This window comes from Arthrobacter sp. MMS24-T111 (assembly GCF_054888995.1).
Genome location: NZ_JBTZRO010000001.1, coordinates 1,453,214 through 1,470,316, shown reverse-complemented (window position 1 = coordinate 1,470,316; position 17,103 = coordinate 1,453,214). Strand labels below are relative to the sequence as shown.

Sequence of the window (17,103 nt, the reverse complement as noted above, 5' to 3'; positions counted from 1 at the left end):
GCCACCTCCGACGGAGTCATCTGGAGCAGCTCGCACAATTCGCATGGGCCCGAGCCTACGCCGCGAAGTCGGGAGCAGGTGGCCCATGGACCATCCTTTACAGGGCGCATGGGAAACCGAACTGAAGACGTTGCTCGACCTTGCCGGTATTCATACCCGCTGCTCAGTGCCTTGCAGGTCACTCCAATGGAGGCTCCGTCTCCGTGAGATCGACGCGTTGCTCAGGCTGCGGAGTGGTGGCATGGGCCGAGCCCGCGGGCGGGGCATCAGGGTGCTTCAGCCATGCGTTGGACTCCGCATCTCCGTGCGCGACAACCTCGACTGCCACAGAATCCCAGCGATAGACGATGGTGCCGGCGGCGGGACGCTGCGATGTGATGTAGAAAAGTCGGGGCCAAGCTAGGGCGCCGATTGGCGGTCCATCGGGATCCGGGTTCGCCAGGCTCACGCCAGCTTCCCATGCCACATCGCGACCGACATGAAATGGCAGCCCGACAACATCAGGCACCGTTACCCGGTCGGCGGGCCTTTCTTTCATTCTCTAAATTTACTCCGAAGGTATCCGCTGCAACGGCGTCCGGTGGGGATCGGTCACCGGGCGCTCAAGAATTCACGGTGATTCCAGGAAGCGGGGACACCCCCAACCGGAGGGATCTGCAGCTCCGGGTCCTCCGTTCTGACTAGACACATCATGCGGTGTCCGAACAGGGCGGCGTAGGTTGCCTGTTTGGCGAAAATGTCTAAGAGGATGCGGGCGGTTACCGCGTCCCTGCCCGCGAAAGTCCCATACCCGTCGACTACAAGAACTAGCCCTGTGTCGGACGCGGCCCATCCATAGGATTGGACGGCAACGTCGTTGAGACAATCGTTGAGCGCATCGAGATTGGAGCCGTAGTACTCGGGGAAATCAAGAACCTGGGCGATATCGTTGTGGAGATCGGCCTGAGATCGCCACGCAGCAGAGTCAACTTGAACCACTTTGTAGCTGTGGTTGAGTAGCCACGAGATTGCCTCGCGGAGGACGTCGTGCCGACGAAACAGTGTGATGAATCCGTTGTGGATCAAAAGAAAGTCCAGCGGATGGTTCAGCTCGTCGGCCGTTTCCCAAATTGCCATGAATTAAACTCTATTCGTTGGGTCGTCTTTCGTTCCGGATGCCGACAACCGGATGATCGGTTTATTGCGATCTACCCGAAAGACCATCGGCCTACGGGACTTATGAGCGGGACCGGATGGAGTGAAGACCACAACCGTCCCCGCGGCCAAGGCGCAGAGCCAGACTGCGTTAAGAGATCCTATTTTGCGACCAACCAGACTTCGATGCCACTGAGGATCAGGCCGAGGGCTACCGCGCTAACAACTGTCACGAACAAGCCTCGATGCTTGCCATCGTCTATTTTGAATCCCTTTACGACGGCAAAGATCATGCGCCCGACTCCTCCTCCCAGACAGAGCAGCAACGCAACCAGAACCAAATCAGCGGGCCCTTGTTTCGGATCAGACTAGCTTTCTGCGTTAGATTGATACGGCCGCCCGTTAAGGGGATGGGCTTATGCGTTGAGGCTGTTTTCGGTGGAGACCTCACGAACCTCGGCAAAGTAACCGTCAGCCTTAAGGCCGAGGGCAAGGTGGGCTTTGCGGCTCCAACGCATGAAGAAGAAGCCAGCCAGGCAGTACGGCACGAAGGATGCGAAGAAGATGAGGATAGCCGTGTCGGCTGCTGCCCGATACTCGTAGTAACTGGGGTGACCGAATGCTATGTCTCCCCTGAGCAAGGGGTAAATCACCCCGGCCAAGTAGGCCAAGGCACCTATGCATGGGAGTACGAGAAGCCCATAGATCGCCCTCAGGCGCTTAGCTGTGCGCTTGTACTGGCCATATTGCTTCTCCCATTCCGCTCGGTTGGTGACAAGCAGTACGGGTGCCGTGTTTTCCATATATCCCCCAAGAAGTTTTCCCTCGCTGAACAAAGATTAGTCCCCAAGCAGGCCGCGGCCTGAACGTCCCATGTAAGAGCCCGCAGCCTGCCCGTAAGCCGGTGGCTCAAAGGGCGCACATGTGCCCGATTGTGGATCCCTCATCGGCGCAGCTGCTTTATCTCGGAGCGACCTCTTGAGGGATTTGCCCAAAAACCTTCCCGTGCCTGCAGTTTTGTGAGTGACTTTTCCCAGGAAGAAGGGCTAACCATACTGCGGGCAGGTAGAGCATGAGCGAAGCATTAGTTTTCGCCTTCGTGGGGACGGTATGGCTCATTTTTAGAAAGCGTATCGCTCGCCGGCAGGCGCAGATCATCACGGTTCTTGTTAGAGGCAAAGAAGTGCCCGGTAGCCGCGTGAAGGGATTGGAACAGCTCGGGCTGGCTTTTTGCGTCTTGCTGTTGGTAGCCGCGGGAGTCATCACTTTCGTCACTCTGGCGGTCAGGACATGACCTGGGGGCCCGATGTAACGGGGCCATTCTTTGTCATTATGGGCATCTTCCTACTGCTGAGTGCAGTTGGTCTTTTTTTGATGCTGCGGTGGATGCTTGCCCGCTTCGAAGCGTTGCCGCGGAAAGATCTCGCCCGACGTGGAAGACCAGGAAGTGTTGGTTTCCAGTACAAGCACGTAGTAGCCTCGTCGGTTCTTGTCGGACTCTTGGGCGCCGCATGCCTAGTAATCGGAATATTGAACCAATAGATCCCCCTGCGCGGGTCCGTAATCCGGTGGTTCAGCGGTCTCCCTGGCGCCAGGTAAAGGATCCCTGTACGCGCGTACCGTATCGGACTCTTTCTGCGAACCCTATCCGTCGTCAGTTATCGATTCCAGGACGTCTTGGAAAGCTGGACTGACTATGATCTCCAGGCCACCGTCCTCGCGGACGTGGGTAAGTTGTTCATAGCTTGTGCCATTCCACCAGAAGACGTGAGGGCTCACCGATCCGGGCGCATCGGCGTATCCCATGGCCGTGAAGCGGGCCATCCCGTTGAGCACAGAGATGACCGTGGCGTCTTCGATAATGTGCCAGACAACTTGGTGCCGGTTTGGGACGCTCATAAGCCACCCGAAGTCCTCTTGAACGCCCTGACCCGTGAGATCAGTAGCCAAGTCGGGAAGAAGCAGTGCCCTGCTCGCGGTATAGACAGATTCGCCTAGGAGGGCATTGAAGGTGCCCCCTCCGGGTGCTGGGAGGGTTTCGAGTTGTTCAGGCTCCAACCCCCGGAGGTTTCCCATTCCCTGCCTTCGGAGGGCTTCCCATCCTCCGAACTTGTTTGCATTGTCGTGGTTGAAAACGGCAACGGTTTCGGGGAGGTCCAGCGCGAGCATCTCGACGATGCCCGGCGCGACCTCCCTGTATGGGTACCTGTGGATCCCTGGAATGCTCGCTTCATCGTAAAGGCGCGCGAAGGTTCGCCTCGATATGTCTGGGGGCGCCATGACATCGAAAGGATCGAGTGCTTGGAAGCTCGCCAGCACACGTTGAAGGTGGTCGCGGATCACGCCCCGCCACTTAGACTGCGGCTGCGCATTACAACAGGCGGCCACGTTCCAAAAGCCGAACTCCCGTCCGGAGTCATCGACAGCATGACCAGGGTGGACCTGAACCTCGAGTCCCATCTCGGCGAAGACTTCGCGTGCGATGGCCCGGAACTCGGCTGCCTTGGAACATGTGAAAAAAGTCAGATCGGAGTCATTTGTCTCCGCTTGCGGAGACTTCCTTTTGAAGATGCCCACAGGCCCGCTTTCGTTGGGACGCTCGATGCATTCAAGCTGACAATGGTTGGCCGGAGCTAACGATACTTCCCTGGCTCCCACGCTGAGCATGATTGTGTCGCAGCCCGACAGGAAAGCATTGTTGTGACCCCCAGCCGGAGACGCATTACAGTACCCCCGGCGTGCTAACTCCCGCCTCCCCGCAGGTCGCGATGTCCGCACTCGCTCTGAGGCCCGCCTAGCAACAAGACCAAAATTCGCGAACACCACACCGCCCGTAAGCCGGTCCTCTATCGGGACAACCAGATGCTGGCCTGCGGCTTTGTTACGCCGTAGGCCAGAGTTTCCCGTATACCCGGCCCGCAAAACTGCCCGGTGGAGGTGCCCTGTACGCTACACACAAAGTTGCCTCGAAACCCTAGGGTTTCGAGGGACCGCTCAAAGGCTGGAGCCCCGCAGCACACGCCTGTGAGTAAGGGCTGAAGGCCGGCGGAAGCTGTGCAACTGGGTGGCGGGGTTTGGCCCCTTAATCACGGCCGCGAGCACACGAACGTGACCGTCCGGATTCGCCGCTCGGCGAGGTTGGCCACTTGGTTGGCCGTCATCTGCGCGAAGCTGTCGCCAAGGAAGGTAGCGAACGTCACCGGTGGCGGACCCTCCCGCTGGATTTTGGCACGCATGTGCTGGAACCAGGTGAGGCTTTCTTCTGAAGAGTCGACCTCCGAGATGACGTCGAAACCTGCCAAAGGGAGGAGGCGGCGCATGTCCTCCAGGGTCGCGAGGAAGCTCGTCGAGGGGTCGGCGGCCCACGGCACCGGGTAATGCACCTCGCCGCCTTCACCCCTCAGCACGTCGTAAACCACCAACCTGCCGCCCGGCCGCAGGACCCGGAAAGCCTCGGCGTACAGCGCGTGCTTATCCGGGATGTTCATCGCCACATGCACGGTCATCGCAGCATCCACAGACTCGTCCGGAAGGCCGGTGGCTGTGGCGTCCCCAACGTGGAAGCGGGTGCGGCCCGACAAGCCTGTCCACTCGGAAAGCGCCGTCGCTACCTGGCAGAACTCCGGCGTCAGGTCCACCCCTGTCACCGCGCACCCCGTCACCTCGGCGACCGTCCGGGCAGGGCCGCCCAATCCGCTGCCGAGATCGAGCACACGGGAGTCCGCAGAAAGTCCCAGTGCTTCGATGATTTCCAGCGTGGCCCTGCGTCCACGGATATGGAATTCGTCGACAGCAGCGAGGTCGGCCGGCCGGAGCGCCGTACGGTCCACGCCGGCCGCATCCAGGGCAGCACTGATGGCCGCCAAAAGCTGACCAGGGCCGGTGTAAAAGGCCGAAACCTCATTCATGGCGCCATCCTCACACCGGGTGACGGCGCGGTCAACGGGAAGCCCTGCAAGTGGCGGGTTGCCCGTCGTGGACGGGCAACGCGGCAGTCATGTCCAAGTGCTCCACGTGAGGGCAGCCCTGTCGCCGGGTCAGCGAACGATGAAGACGGCGATCTTCACCGAGTCCGGGTAGCGCTCGCCGGTGCCCACCGCCACAGTATGGTTCAGCCACCCCCACGCCTCGGAGGAGGTGGAAAACCTCAACGAGCAGCGGAAGTAGATGGCGTCCGGATCCACGGCCTCAGCCCGGTTGAGCCTGGCGATGTCGGCCGCGGAGCCGTGGCGGAGGGCGCTGTTGTGCACGTGGATCAATGCCCCGTCCGCCGCCTTGATGACGTAGCGGGCATCGAGTTCGGTCAGTTCCGGGCTGTGCAGGGTCTGGAAATCCGCGCCGCCGGGCAGCACCGTGCCGCTGAGGGCGGGCCCCGTCAGCGAACCGCCGGTGATCGGTATGATCCGGCGGTGTCCCGTGGGAGCCGGGCCGACATCAATAGGTGTTTCTACCATGACATGCAGCTCCGTCAGGAACTCCAGGCGCGGCGGTACGGGAGTGCTCACAGCAGGCCAACCGTCAGGCGGCTGGGGTGGGAGGCGCCCACATGGATGCGCTGGTTGGCGGTTACGGCAATTCCCGATTCGTAGGCGAGCTTGCCGGTGTTAAGGTTCCGGTCCCAGCGCGGGTGGCAGCTGGAGGTGACCTGCACGCGCAGCCGCTCCCCCGGCGCAAAGGTCAACGCCGTCTCCCAGAGGGAGATGGTGTACTCATAGACCCGGTCCGGCTCGATGGCAGAGGGCGGGAATCCCTCCTTGAACAGCCCGGTTTCCGCATAAGCATCGCGCCAGGACGCCCGGACAATGCCGTCGGCAATGCCCAGCGAAACACCGTCCGCCGACACCTTGCAGAGCCGGACAACCCAGTCCGTGTCCACGGCACTGGATGATGCGAACAACGTTGCAGTGACGGCACCGAAAACGGTGGTGGCCTCGGTGAAGGGCTCCGTGGTGAAGACTGCGACGTCGGCCCGCGCCTCGACGGCGTCCTGCCGCGCCGGTCCCGCAGGAAAGGCGCCGGCCAGCATGGTGGCCCCGCCGGTGGTGGGCACCGGGTCCAGCGGATCGTAGGCGTACCCAACGTCGCCGTCCGCAGCCGCCTGGTCCAGCAGCCCGCCGTCAGCCGAAAGGAACCATGACCTCTGCGCGGAGGGAACCGGCAGTTCATCAAAGCCGCGCCAGCGGTTGTCGCCCAGGAAATACACCATCACCGGGGGGACCTCAGCGATGGCCGCTCCGTCCTCCTTGAGGACGGCGTCGAACCAGGACGTGTGGAGGGACGACAGATCTCCGCGGCCATCGACGATGCCGGAGGACGCGGCCGCGCCGAAGTGGATGTCCGGGTACCCGCCGGTGAGATTGGTGTGTGCCCACGGCCCCAGGATGAGTCGGGGTTCAATGCCGGGGAAAGTCTTGCTGAGGGCCGCCTGGCGGCGGTACTGGTCCAGCGTGTTGGGGGCGAAGATATCGAACCAGCCGCCGATGTGCAGCGTTGGCAGCGGCACCGCCGCATCGGAAGCGGCATCCCACAACCGGCAGAAATCATTCCCCGGCCCCTCCCCCGCGGACGGGGTGACCTCGTTGCGAAGGAAGGTGCCCACCCTGGGCTCCAGGTCCCGCAGCGGGAGGACTCCGTAGCAGGAACCATCGGCAAATCCAGCGTCCAGGGCAAGCCATTCCTGGAACTCCTTCGCGCGCCGCTCGGGATCGTCAGCATGTTCCCGCATCAGTTCATTCAGCGAAATCGAGGCGTGCCCCCAGCCCAGGCGGCTGCCCAGCTCATGGGCGCCACCCCGATACAGGGCTCCGTTGTTGGCGTTACCGCCCGCAGAGACACCGGGTGCCAGTGCCTTGAGCCCGGCCGGAGCGTACCGGGCGGCACGCCACTGGGTTTCCGCGAAATAGGACCGGCCCCACATGCCCACCCGGCCGTTGGACCATGGGAGGCGCGCGGCCCACTCCACTGTTGCGGCGCCGTCGGACGCTTCATTCACCGAAGGCTCAAACCTGCCGTCGGAGCCGAACCTGCCGCGGCAATCCTGCATCACCACCACGTACCCGGACGCCGCGACCGTCACGGGATTGAAGTACGCCGAGTTGACCGCCAGGTCCCGCCCGTAGGGCGTGCGCGTCAGCAGCACCGGGAAGGTGCTGCCGGGTGCGTCCGGCCGGTAGACGGTGGACCGGAGGACGGTTCCGTCGGTCATGGTTGCTTCAACATCGCCGTCGACGACGACCGGGTAGCGCACGTGCGTGCCTTTCGTTTGGGGGGCTGGTTTGGTGCTCAGGCGGCCTGGACGGGCCGCTTGCCGAGGTCTTCCGTCCGGGTCCGGTAGGTCTCCTTGACCCACACGGCGGTTACGACGGCGGAGACCAGGCAGCAGGCGGCCGTGAAGACGGCAACGGGCAGCCACCCGTCAGGGCCGGGCTGGACGATCGCGGCGGCAATGGCGGGAGCAAAGCCGGTGACGACGAGCCCCAGCTGGGAGGCAGTGGCAGCCCCGGTGTACCGGATCCTGGTTTCGAACATTTCCGCGGTCATGGACGGGCCAAGCGGGTTGACCATGCCGTAGCCGACGGTCATGAAGAGGATGGCCGTGGCAAAGATCAACGGAATGGAGCCGGCGCTGATCGACCAGAAGAAGGCAAAGACAGCCCCGGCGCAAACGATGTTGCCCGTGATGAACACCGGTTTACGTCCGATCCGGTCGGCCAGGATGCCTGCGTACGGCTGGACGATGATACCCAGGGCCGCGGTGACGATGGTGACGGTGAGCATGACGGCCGCGGGGACTCCGAGCTTGCCGGCGTAGGCAAGACCAAAGGCCGCGAACACCGAGGAGACCACGCTCCACAGGCCGAAGAGGATCACCTTGAGGATGGTGGCCCAATGGTCGCGCAGGACCACCTTGATGGGCAGTTCCTGGGCGCCCGCAGATTCCTTGGCGGCCTCGAACACTTCCGATTCCGGGAGGCGGAGCCTGATGTACAGGCCCACCGCGACCACCAGGATGCTGGCAAGGAACGGCAGGCGCCAGCCCCATGCGAGCAAATCGTCCTGCGGCAGCAGCGATACTGCAAGGAACGCGAGCGACGCCAGCATGATGCCGGCCACCGCCCCGGTGTTGACCCAGCTGGCGTAGAAGGCCCTCCTGTGGGTGGGGGCGTGTTCCATGGTCATGGTCACAGCACCCACGGACTCGCCGGCGGCCGAAGCCCCCTGCAGTGCGCGCAGGAGGACCAGCAGGACGGGTGCGGCGGCACCGATGGCGGATACCGGGGGAAGGCAGCCGATCAGGAACGTGGCCACGCCCATCAGGACCAGCGTCAGGACCAGCATCTGCCGGCGCCCGATCCGGTCGCCAAAGTGGCCGATCACGCCGGCGGCCAGGGGCCTCACCACGTAGCCGATGCCAATCGTGGCCATGGAAAGGACCATGCCCAGCGCGGGGTCGATGCCCGGGAAGAAGATCTTGTTGAAGATCAGCGCCGAGGCTGATCCGTAGATGAAGAAGTCGTAATACTCGAGGGTGCTGCCGATGAAACTGGCCACGGCGGCCCTGCGGGCATTCTGCGTGCCCTGCTCGGTGGATGCGGGAGCGGATATGGCGTCCGGGGACAACGGCGTCACCGGACTGGGACCTGCGGTCATTGCGGATCTCCTGGAAATGATGGGGTAGCAGGCGCCTGCTGAAGGATGGTCGCGCCGGCACACTGTTGTGGGCCGGATCACTATCTAAATGCTATGCGCAATTTGATACGACCGTCAATAAAACTGCAGAAGATTGCTTCCTGTGCGTTCCGGGCCTGAGAAGATGGACCGTGACCCCAGAGCCCCATGCCCCACCCGGCCACCCCGCCAGCGCCCGGATTGCCGCCGAACAGGTCAATTTCCCGCGGCCGCTGAAAGGGTCTGCATCCCAGCACCTGGTGGTGACAATGCTGGCGGACTACTGGCGGGGCTCGGCCGCGTGGCTGCCGTCCCGCATGATTGTGTCGCTTGCCGGCTCCCTTGGCCTCAGCCCCTCCGCAGCGTCGACCGCATTGAGCCGCCTGGCCGGGCGCGATGTCCTGGAGCAGTCGAATGCGGGCCGCACGTCCCGCTACCGGTTCACGCCCGAGGCGAAGGCCCGCCTGGACATCGGCGTAGGACAAATCGGCGGTTTCGGTTCGCAGGAGCGCCGGTGGGACGGGATGTGGACCGTGGTGGCGTTCACCGTGCCGGAGAGCTCCCGGGAAATGCGCGAGCTCCTGCGCAGCCGGCTCAAATGGCTGGGCTTCGCTCCGCTGTATGGGGCCGTCTGGGTTTCGGCATGGGACACGGCGGACGAGCTGGAGGACTCCGTCCGCCACCTCGGCGTCGAAAATTACGCCATCTTCCGCACGCCGGAGTCGGCTCTGCGCGGCCGGCCGCTGCTTGAGGCGTGGGATCTTGACGATGTCCGGCGGCAGTACACGCCCTTCATCGATACTTATGGTCCAACGGCCCGGTCCCTGGACCCGCACCAACTCAGCGGTGAAGAGGCCTTCAGGCTGCGGACCGAGGTCATTGACGCGTGGCGGGCGTTCCCCTGGGAGGACCCCGGGCTGCCGCCGGAACTCCTCCCCCGTGAATTTCCGCTGTTCGAGGCGCGGCGGATCTTTGTCGCCCTGTACAACTCGCTCGCCGAGGCCGCCGCCGCGTACGTGGAAGAGACCGCCGTCCGGCTCGCCCCCGACGTGGCTGGCGAGATCCACGCTTTCCAGGTCAGGGCATAGGACCCCACCGCCTATGCCGCCCGAACCGCCGCCAGTTCCCGCGCCAGGAAGTCCAGGGCGGGCTGCCCCTCGGGAAGCCCCGCCGTGTGGTTGAGGTGGCCGTGGACGGCGCCCCGGGCCAGGAAGGAGGATACCGGAACCCCGGCCCGCTCCAACGAGGAAGCAAAAAGCTCGGTCGAGCCGCGGCCGTCGTCGTATTCGCACGCAAGCAGGGCCGTGGGCGGAAGGCCAGCGGGATCGGCATACCCGGGCATCGCATAGGACGGCGCCATGCTGACAGGTCCGCCCACGTAGTTCTCCGCCGTGCGGATGCAGTCCTCCAGGGTGAACCGTAAATGCCGGGGCAGGCCGGCCATGACCGCCTGGTCCAGGCCGCCGGCCGGCGGCGGGAGTTCGGCATGCAGGAAGGGGTAGGCCAGCAGGAGCTTGGCCGGCAGCGGTTTGCCCGCGTCAATCAGGTAGAGCGCGGCGCCCACGGCCAGGTTGCCGCCGGCACCGGCACCGCCCAAACAGAGCAGGTCCGGATCCAGCCCCAGGGATGCGGCGTTCTTCCGCGCCCAGAACCATCCGGTCAGGGCATCGTCATGCGGAATGGGGTAGGAGACCCCGTCCCGTGCCAGCCGGTAGTCAACGGACAGCACCGGCGTCCCCCGGTCCGCAAGCACCCGGGCCAGGTAATCAGACTCGGGAATGTCCACGCTGCCGCTGACGAAGCCGCCGCCGTGCAGCCACACCAGGGCCGGGCTTCCGGTTCCGGCTGCTTCGCCGTAGATCCGGAGCGCCACCGGCCCGTGCCGCCCGTCCGCAGTGACCGTGTGGATGGGGACGTCGGGGCCAGGCGTCCGGACGGCGTCGGGATTCAGGAACTGCGGGCCTTCAGGGCTGGCAAGGTATTCGGCGAAACCGTCGGCGGTTCCCTCCCGGCCGCCGGCCGTGGAAGCCTCCGTGGCAACCGCCACCGGCTCTGTCCCTGGTGTCATGGCGTGCCCAGCTTCCTGGAGAAGTAGCGGACGGCAGAGTCGAGGATGTCAGCCATCCTGTCCTCAGCGCCGAAGAAGCAGTGGTCGGCGCCCTCGATGGTCACCACCTCGTGCTCCACCCCCGCCTTGGCGAGCGCGGCGGCCAGCAGGTCGGTCTGCGAATGCGGCACCAGCCCGTCGGAGTCACCGTGCACCAGGAGGAACGGGGCGGCGCCGGCGTCCACGTAGCTGACCGGGCTGGCCGCAGCCAGCAGCTCCGGATCATCCGAGCCGCCCACCAGCATGTACTCAGGCTGCAGGGACATGCCAGGCGGCACCGCCGCGGTCAGGGCAGCGGGAAAAAGGCCCTCAGGCATGGACATGGGAGGGATGTCCACCAGCGAGGAAACACCGTAAAAGTCGACGACGGCGCTGACGCCACTGGAGTGCCCTTGCGCACCAAGTCCGCCTTCAAGGTTCACGTGGTTGCCGGTCAGTCCAAGGAGGGCCACCAGGTGGCCGCCGGCGGATTCACCCCAGGCGCCGAACCGGTCGCGGTCGACGTTCAGCTCTGCGGCAAATTCGCGCAGGTACCGGACGGCGGCTTTGAGGTCGTGGAGCTGGGCGGGGAAGGGTGCCTCAAGGGAGTGCCGGTACTCAGCCGTGGCACAGGCAATGCCGGCCTCGTTGAGCAGCCGGAACACCGAGTTGGGTGCGAACGTGGGCGGCAGTTCCCGGCGGTCGCCCAGCTGGAACGCGCCACCGTGCACCCAGAGCACCAGCGGTGTGGGGCCGGACGCCTGGCGCGGCAGCCAGATGTCCAGCTTCAGCGGCCGGAACCCGATGGCCCGGGCATACGTGATTTCCCGGTGCACGGCGGACACGTCCGAGACCTGCTCCGGTGTTCCGGGCGCGTCAAAGACGGGGAACGCCGGAACGTCCCTGCCGCCCGGCCGGGAAACGTCAGGACGGGCGGGGTCGAGAATGCCGGTAGCGTCTTCCACTGTCATAGTGTGCTCCTCATCAGTTCGGGTGTGGCAGCGTCCCCACCGGTGGCGGCAACGAAAGTATGGATTCCCGGCCCGACGACGACGGCCGGTTCGCCGGGCAGCAGCACCTCCGCGGTGGTGCCGGCGGGGATCGTGGCAGTGAGCGTCAGCCCGGCGTCGTGCTGTTTCCCCGGGGACGCCATCCCCTCCGCCACGGCCCACTCCACCTGGATCAGGCCGCGCGGCCCCAGGTGGGAGGTGGAGGCGGAGGCCAGCCCGGCACCGGGGCGTGGCTCGATGATGATCCGTTCCCAGCCGGCGCTTCCCGGTGCCTGGCGCAGCCCGGCCGTATACCGGTGCAGGAAGGTCACCACCGCGCCCTTGCTGTAGTGGTTGAGGGACTGGTGTGCGGTGCCGGCGGCGTCGATGCCGTTCCACAGCTCCCACACGGTGGTGGCGCCGCGGTCCACCATGGCCAGCCAGGACGGTTCAGTGTCCTGCATGAGCAGCTGGTAGGCCAGGTCCAGTTCCCCGTTGTCGGCCAGGACGGGGAGCAGGTAGGGCGTGGCCAGGAAGCCGGTGCCCAGGTGCGTGCCGGCGTCCCGGATCAGCTCCGCCAGCTGCGCCGTCACGCCGGCGCAGCGGTCGGGGCCAACCAGGCCGAAGGCCAGGGCACGGACGCAGTTGGCCTGGCTCGGTTGGGTGACGCGGCCGTCCGGGCCGAGGTATTCCGTTTCCCAGGCGTCCCGGATCCGGCCCGAGAGTTCTGCCAGCCCTGCCGCCTCGTCATCGCGCCCCAAAACACTCGCGATGCGTGCCATCAGGTCCGTGGTGTGGCGGTAGTAGGCGGTGGCCACGATGCCGTTGTCGGCGCTGCGGGCGGCGAAGAGGTCCGGCTCGGGACCGTCCGGCTCCATCCATTCGCCGAAATGGAAGCCCGTGTCCCACAGGCATTGTTCGTGCGGTGCCGGGGTGGGGTGCGCGGCGGCCCTGGCGGGGTGCCGCCGGGTTTCGGCGGAGGTCCGGACGAAGCCGAGCCAGCGCTTCATCGCGTCAAAGTTTTCGGCCAGGATCGAGGCGTCACCGGTGGCCAGGTAGAGCTCCCACGGCACCATGACGATCGCGTCGCCCCAGCCGGCGGAGCCGTTGGTGAAGCCCATGAAGTCGGCCGAGGTGACGGCGGGGCCGGCCGACGGTGAAATATTGGCGATGACGCCGTTCTGCCATTGGTCCGCGCGGACGTCCCGCAGCCACTTGCGGGAGAACCCGGTGACGTCGTACAGGTAGGCGGCGGCGGGGACGAACAGCTGCCAGTCTCCGGTCCAGCCGGCTTTCTCGCGCTGGGGACAATCGGTAGGGACTTCGCAGGAGTTCCCCAGGAAGCTCCATTCCGCGATGTCGTGGAGCGTGTTCAGCCGCTCGTCGCTGCACCGGAAGGTGCCGATGCGTTCCAGGTCCGTCCGGACCAGGCAGCCGGTGACGTCCTCGGGATGCAGGTCCCGGCGAAGGCCCTGCACGGACACGTACTGGAAGCCATGGGTGGTGTGGCGGGGTTCGAAGACCTCGCCGGGCGCGCCGGAGGAGATGACCGTGTCCACCTGGCCGGCGTCGAGGAACGCCCCAGGTGAGCGGAAATCATGCGGGCGCAGGTGGTCCCGGGTGACGTCGCCGTCACCGCCGAGCGCCTCGGCGTATTCCAGCGTGACGATGTCGCCCGGCGCCCCCAGCTGGGTGAGGCGGATCCAGCCGTGGATGTTCTGGCCGAAGTCCACCACCTGGTTGCCGCTTGGAAGGCGCGTGATGGAAACGGGGGTGAGTTCCCGGGTGACCCGGGTGGGCGGGGCGAGGGGTCCGGCCAGTGCGTCCACACTGCCGGGACGGACGACGGCGGGACGGGGCCCTGGTGCCGTGCCTCCGGCAGGTGCGCGGCCGGCGTCGTCCGATCGAAAATCGACGCGCTGGCCTGCCATGAGGTCCGCGCTGGTGATCTCCGTAGCGGTCACCTGCCACGTCGCGTCCGTGCCGATGACCTGACTGCCCGCCCCGGACTCCAGCTCGAGCTGCGCCAGGAGGGCCGTGTGCGTGCCGTACGTGTCGGCGTCGCGCGTGTAGCCGAAGCTGCCGCGGTACCAGCCGTCGGTGAGGACGGCGCGGATGGTGTTGACGCCTTCGCGGAGCAGGCCGGTGACGTCGTGGGCCTGGACCTGGAGGGTGGTGTTGTAGCTGGTGGAGCCGGGGGTGAGCTGCTGGTCTCCGACGCGGCGGCCGTTGATGAAGAGCTCGTAGATGCCGTGGGCAGTGGCGTAGGCGCGGGCCTGCTCCGGGGCGGTCTGCAGGGTGAAGGTTTTTGTGAGGGCCCAGCCGGGCCGCTCCCCGGGGGCGGGGACGTCCTCATCGCCGGGCCCGATCCACTGCGCCGTCCAGTCGGAGGCGTGCAGGAGGCCGAGCTCTACGGACATCGGTTCGGACCAGCCGCTGGCCGTTTCGGTGCCGGCGGGGTCGATGTTCCAGGTGCGGACCCGCCACTCGAACCGGCTGCGGGAGTCCAGCGCGGGGCCGCTGTAGGGGATGCCGCCGCTTTCAGCCGACTCCACCCTGCCGGTATCCCAGCCGTTGCCGGCTGTGATCCGGTAGGCGGCCTGGCGGACGGTTCCGGCGGGCGGTTTCCAGCCGAGCCGCGGTTCGCGGATGGTCAGGCCCATCGCCTCGGACAGGTGTTCGGCCCGAAGCCGGGTGGGGGCGGTCATGCGGCGGGACTCCTGGAGTGCGGTTGCTGGGAGTTCCAGCATCGCGTGCCGCCACCGGTCCCCCACAGGGTGCTTTCAATGGTTGGAATAGTATTGTGGTTCAGCTCACTGCGGGCCACCGCAACGATCCACGGCGCGAGGAACCACTGCCATGACTGCCACCCCGGAAACGGATACCCCGCCGGCCCGCGGCAAGCGGCCAAAACAGGGCGAACCGGTCATTGACCGCGCGCTGAGCCTGCTCGCCGTCTTCTCGGACCGGCGCCGGGCACTGACCCTGTCCGAGTTGGCCCGGTACGCAGAGATGCCGGCGCCCACGGCGCTGCGGCTGATCGCCCGGCTGGTGGCGTGGGGTGCATTGGAACGGCTGGACGACGGCCGCTATGTGGTGGGGGTCCGGCTGTGGGAGGTCGCGTCGCTGTCGCCGCGCGGGCACGGGGTGCGGGAGATCGCGCTCCCCTACCTGGAGGACCTCTTCGAGGTCACCCGGCACCACGTCCTGCTGGCGGTGCGGGACAACGAGCAGGCGGTGCTGATCGAGCGGCTGTCCGCGAAGGACGCCACCGAGGTGGCGTACCGGGTGGGCGGCCGGGCACCGCTCCGGTCCACGGCCATCGGCCTGGTGCTCCTGGCCGGAGCGGACCAGCAGTTCCAGGAAACCATCCTGAAGCGGCCGCCGGAGATCGAACCCGGCGTATCCGAGATGCCCGAGGGCCAGCTGCGCCGGACCTTGTCCGATGTGCGGCGGACCGGCATCGCCATGATCCGCCGCAGCCTGCCCTCCCGGACCGTGTCCGTGGCATCGCCCATCTTCGACGCCCAGGGTGCCGTGGTGGCGTCCCTGTCCATCGTGGTTCCGGACGGCTCCACGCCGCCGAACGTCCTGGCCCCGGCGGTCCGCGCCGCCGCCAGGGCGGTGTCCCGCAACCTCGGCTTCCAAGCACAGGCAAGCGCGGACGTCAGGACGCACTCGCAGGGGTAACGGCGGCACCGGCCGCGTCAGTCCTGGCCGCAATAGTCCAGGCGGCGAACCACTACGTCTCCTTCCACGGCGTAGGCGCCGAAGGCCCGCCCGGTAAACGCCTTGGCGGTTTCAAACGCCCAGTGCCTGCCGTCCAGTTCGGTGAGCAGCACCTCACTGGCACGGCCATCCGAGACAGCGTCAGGCGCCGCAGGCCGGGCGAGGAGGCGGATCCTGTCGCCGCCCACGGCCCCGGCCGTGAAATCGCGCGACGGCGGCTCGGCCAGGATCGCCAATTCAACGTCACCGTGCGGGAGCGTTGCCTCCCAAGTACGGTCAAAGCCTGCGACGACGGCCCGCGCGGTGACCGTAACACCCGCGCTGCTGCTGCCGGCTTCAACGCCGAACCAGTTGTCCTCCGCGTTGCGCACGGCGATGCCGCCGCTCCCGGCGGTGACGTCCAGGACGGCCCGCAATTCGATGCCGAGGTGGCGCTGACGCTGCCCGACGAAGGCAGGCCGGGGCGCGTCAAGGGTGTTCCCGTCTCCAGTGATGACCAGTCCGCCGTCCGTTGGCGTGGTGAAGTCCGCAGGTGTCCGCCGGACTCCAATCCAGTGCGGGCGGTCCAGGCCGGCACCCGCGGTGAAGTCATGCCCGGCCCGTTCGGGCAGGACGGAGGACGGCACCGGCAGGCTTGCGTACGGCCAGCCGTCAACCCAGTCCACCGTGGTCAGGAAGGTTTCGCGGCCCAGCGGGGAGAACGCCTGGGTGAGGCCCACCGGACGGACGCCCAGCAGCACCATGGCGGTGCCGCCGTCGGGAAGCTCCACCAGGTCTGCGTGCCCGGTGTTCTGGATGGGCGAGCCCGTACCGGCCGCGGTGAGGATGGGATTGCGCGGCGCCGCCTCGAAGGGTCCGTCCGGGCGGCGCGAACGGGCCACCGTGACGGCGTGGCCCCTGTCCGTCCCGCCCTCGGCCGCCAGCAGGTACCACCAGTCGCCGCGCCGGTAGAGGTGCGGACCCTCAGGCGAGTAGAGGCCGCTGCCCCACCAGAGCGGCCTGGGCTCCTCCAGGGCCGTCCCGGTCTCCAGATCCACGCGGACCTGCTGGATCGCGTCCGGGTGCCGGGCGAAGGTCACGTACGCGGTTCCGTCCTCATCCCAGGCCAGGTCCGGGTCGATGCCGTCCACCGCGTCGATGACAATCCCGTCGCTCCAGGGGCCGGCGGGGTCTGTGGCCGTGAACAGCACGCAGCCGCGGCCCCCGAGGAAGACCGAGACGATCAGGTGGAACACGCCGTCCCGGTACCGGAGCGTCGGCGCCCAGACCCCTCCGGGCGTCGGGACGTTGGCAACGTGGACCTGCTCCTCACGCGTGGCCACATGCCCGATCAGCTCCCAGCTTTGCAGGTCCTGGCTGTGATAAACCGGCAGTCCGGGGAGGTACTCGAACGATGACGTCACCACGTAATACCCGTCCGGGGTACTGACGATAGTCGGGTCCGGGTTGAAGCCGGGAAGGATGGGATTGGAGTGCATCCAGCCATCCTTTCGCCTG

The 17,103-nt window shown here is 66.2% G+C and carries 16 protein-coding genes; 3 read left to right on the top strand and 13 right to left on the bottom strand.

Annotation, left to right across the window (positions count from 1 at the left end; genetic code table 11):
* Positions 1 to 178: 178 nt before the first annotated feature.
* The 4 genes from ACX5I6_RS06810 to ACX5I6_RS06795 form a co-directional block, all read right to left on the bottom strand.
* Positions 179 to 538, bottom strand: a complete 360-nt coding sequence (locus tag ACX5I6_RS06810) for a hypothetical protein (RefSeq protein WP_461839947.1) — start codon at positions 536 to 538, stop codon at positions 179 to 181.
* Between the two features lie 53 nt (positions 539 to 591).
* Positions 592 to 1,116, bottom strand: coding sequence for a barstar family protein (locus tag ACX5I6_RS06805; protein ID WP_461839946.1), 525 nt, complete (start codon positions 1,114 to 1,116; stop codon positions 592 to 594).
* Between the two features lie 179 nt (positions 1,117 to 1,295).
* Positions 1,296 to 1,427 carry a hypothetical protein gene (locus tag ACX5I6_RS06800; protein WP_461839945.1) on the bottom strand — a complete coding sequence of 44 codons (132 nt, stop codon included), beginning with the start codon at positions 1,425 to 1,427 and terminating at the stop codon, positions 1,296 to 1,298.
* A 123-nt stretch (positions 1,428 to 1,550) separates the two neighbouring features.
* A complete protein-coding gene (locus tag ACX5I6_RS06795; protein WP_461839944.1) occupies positions 1,551 to 1,970 on the bottom strand; it encodes a hypothetical protein in 420 nt (139 codons plus the stop codon).
* A gap of 236 nt (positions 1,971 to 2,206) precedes the next feature.
* Here ACX5I6_RS06795 and ACX5I6_RS06790 point away from each other — a divergent pair, with 236 nt between their 5' ends.
* Positions 2,207 to 2,428: a hypothetical protein gene (locus ACX5I6_RS06790; protein ID WP_461839943.1), complete on the top strand. Its 222-nt coding sequence runs from the start codon at positions 2,207 to 2,209 to the stop codon at positions 2,426 to 2,428.
* Positions 2,429 to 2,778: 350 nt separating this feature from the next.
* Here ACX5I6_RS06790 and ACX5I6_RS06785 read toward each other — a convergent pair whose 3' ends face one another.
* The 5 genes from ACX5I6_RS06785 to ACX5I6_RS06765 form a co-directional block, all read right to left on the bottom strand.
* The gene (locus tag ACX5I6_RS06785; RefSeq protein ID WP_461839942.1) at positions 2,779 to 3,711 is read right to left on the bottom strand and encodes a hypothetical protein; all 933 of its coding nucleotides are present in this window, start codon (positions 3,709 to 3,711) and stop codon (positions 2,779 to 2,781) included.
* A 509-nt stretch (positions 3,712 to 4,220) separates the two neighbouring features.
* A complete protein-coding gene (locus ACX5I6_RS06780) occupies positions 4,221 to 5,042 on the bottom strand; it encodes a class I SAM-dependent methyltransferase (RefSeq protein WP_461839941.1) in 822 nt (273 codons plus the stop codon).
* A gap of 129 nt (positions 5,043 to 5,171) precedes the next feature.
* Positions 5,172 to 5,639 (bottom strand): DUF3237 domain-containing protein, encoded by a 468-nt coding sequence (locus tag ACX5I6_RS06775; RefSeq protein WP_461839940.1) that lies wholly within the window; start codon positions 5,637 to 5,639, stop codon positions 5,172 to 5,174.
* The gene (locus tag ACX5I6_RS06770) at positions 5,636 to 7,381 is read right to left on the bottom strand and encodes a CocE/NonD family hydrolase (RefSeq protein ID WP_461839939.1); all 1,746 of its coding nucleotides are present in this window, start codon (positions 7,379 to 7,381) and stop codon (positions 5,636 to 5,638) included. The genes ACX5I6_RS06775 and ACX5I6_RS06770 overlap by 4 nt, the downstream gene beginning before the upstream one ends.
* Positions 7,382 to 7,416: 35 nt before the next feature.
* Positions 7,417 to 8,784 (bottom strand): MFS transporter, encoded by a 1,368-nt coding sequence (locus ACX5I6_RS06765; protein ID WP_461839938.1) that lies wholly within the window; start codon positions 8,782 to 8,784, stop codon positions 7,417 to 7,419.
* Positions 8,785 to 8,954: 170 nt separating this feature from the next.
* On the opposite strand from ACX5I6_RS06765, the gene ACX5I6_RS06760 reads away from it, so the two are divergent.
* Entirely contained in the window at positions 8,955 to 9,890 is a 936-nt protein-coding gene (locus ACX5I6_RS06760) for a PaaX family transcriptional regulator (protein ID WP_461839937.1), read from the top strand.
* Between the two features lie 11 nt (positions 9,891 to 9,901).
* Here the strand turns inward: ACX5I6_RS06760 and ACX5I6_RS06755 are convergent, their stop codons facing one another.
* The 3 genes from ACX5I6_RS06755 to ACX5I6_RS06745 are packed head-to-tail and all read right to left on the bottom strand — an operon-like array spanning position 9,902 to position 14,585.
* Entirely contained in the window at positions 9,902 to 10,870 is a 969-nt protein-coding gene (locus ACX5I6_RS06755; protein WP_461839936.1) for an alpha/beta hydrolase, read from the bottom strand.
* The gene (locus tag ACX5I6_RS06750) at positions 10,867 to 11,859 is read right to left on the bottom strand and encodes an alpha/beta hydrolase fold domain-containing protein (RefSeq protein ID WP_461839935.1); all 993 of its coding nucleotides are present in this window, start codon (positions 11,857 to 11,859) and stop codon (positions 10,867 to 10,869) included. Before ACX5I6_RS06750 ends, ACX5I6_RS06755 begins: the two co-directional genes overlap by 4 nt.
* A complete protein-coding gene (locus tag ACX5I6_RS06745; RefSeq protein WP_461839934.1) occupies positions 11,856 to 14,585 on the bottom strand; it encodes an alpha-L-rhamnosidase in 2,730 nt (909 codons plus the stop codon). Before ACX5I6_RS06745 ends, ACX5I6_RS06750 begins: the two co-directional genes overlap by 4 nt.
* Before the next feature lie 151 nt (positions 14,586 to 14,736).
* Here ACX5I6_RS06745 and ACX5I6_RS06740 point away from each other — a divergent pair, with 151 nt between their 5' ends.
* The gene (locus ACX5I6_RS06740; RefSeq protein WP_018763253.1) at positions 14,737 to 15,567 is read left to right on the top strand and encodes an IclR family transcriptional regulator; all 831 of its coding nucleotides are present in this window, start codon (positions 14,737 to 14,739) and stop codon (positions 15,565 to 15,567) included.
* A gap of 17 nt (positions 15,568 to 15,584) precedes the next feature.
* Here ACX5I6_RS06740 and ACX5I6_RS06735 read toward each other — a convergent pair whose 3' ends face one another.
* The gene (locus ACX5I6_RS06735) at positions 15,585 to 17,084 is read right to left on the bottom strand and encodes a glycoside hydrolase family 43 protein (RefSeq protein ID WP_461839933.1); all 1,500 of its coding nucleotides are present in this window, start codon (positions 17,082 to 17,084) and stop codon (positions 15,585 to 15,587) included.
* Positions 17,085 to 17,103: the final 19 nt, after the last annotated feature.